This window comes from Facklamia sp. P12937 (genome assembly GCF_050409505.1).
Taxonomy (GTDB): Bacteria; Bacillota; Bacilli; order Lactobacillales; family Aerococcaceae; genus Facklamia.
In genome coordinates this window covers 1-1,028 of record NZ_JBNUPI010000045.1, presented here as the reverse complement: position 1 = coordinate 1,028, position 1,028 = coordinate 1, and the positions used below count along the sequence as shown (strand labels likewise).

The following is a 1,028-nucleotide window of genomic DNA, read 5'->3' as shown; positions in this document are numbered from 1 at the left end:
ATTCTGACTAAATGTGGTGCAATGGAGAAGAGAATGTCAAACCACTTCAGTATTCTTGCCTTGAGAACCCCATGAACAGCATGAAAAGGTAAAAAGTCACTGAAAGATGAAGTACCCAGGTTAGTAGGTGCCCAATATGCTACTGGAATAGAGTGGATAAATAACTCCAAAAAGAATGAAGAGACAGAGCCAAAGCAAAAACAACACCCAGTTGTTGATGTGAGTGGTGGTGGAAGTAAAGTCTGATGTTGTAAAGAACATTGCATAGAAATCTGGAATGTTAGGTCCATGAATCAAGGTAAATTGGAAGTGGTAAAACAGGAGATGGCAAGAGTGAACATCGACATTCTAGGAATCAGCGAACTAAAATGGACTGGAATGGGTGAATTTAACTCAGATGACCATTATATCTACTACTGTGGGCAGGAATCCCTCAGAAGAAATGGAGTAGCCATCATGGTCAACAAAAGAGTCTGAAATGCAGTACTTGGATGCAATCTCAAAAATGACAGAATGATCTCTGTTCGTCTCCAAGGCAAACCATTCAATATCACAGTTATCCAAGTCTATGCCCCAACCAGTAATGCTGAAGAAGCTGAAGTTGAACGGTTTTATGAAGACCTACAAGACCTTTTAGAACTAACACCCAAAAAAGATGTCCTTTTCATTATAGGGGACTGGAATGCAAAAGTAGGAAGTCAAGAAACACCTGGAGTAACAGGCAAATTTGGCCTTGGAATGCGGAATGAAGCAGGGCAAAGACTAATAGAGTTTTGCCAAGAAAATGCACTGGTCATAGCAAACACCCTCTTCCAACAACACAAGAGAAGACTCTACACATGGACATCACCAGATGGTCAACACCGAAATCAGATTGATTATATTCTTTGCAGCCAAAGATGGAGAAGCTCTATACAGTCAACAAAAACAAGACCAGGAGCTGACTGTGGCTCAGATCATGAACTCCTTATTACCAAATTCAGACTTAAATTGAAGAAAGTAGGGAAAACCACTAGACCATTCAGGTA

At 40.5% G+C, this 1,028-nt stretch carries 2 protein-coding genes; both read left to right on the top strand.

Features of this window, described 5'->3' with window-relative positions; genetic code table 11:
- Positions 1 to 333: 333 nt before the first annotated feature.
- Positions 334 to 477 (top strand): hypothetical protein, encoded by a 144-nt coding sequence (locus ACQV2R_RS08610; RefSeq protein ID WP_428892116.1) that lies wholly within the window; start codon positions 334 to 336, stop codon positions 475 to 477.
- Positions 478 to 513: 36 nt separating this feature from the next.
- Positions 514 to 1,028: endonuclease/exonuclease/phosphatase family protein (locus ACQV2R_RS08605; RefSeq protein WP_428892115.1), on the top strand; the 515-nt coding region annotated here is incomplete at its 3' end.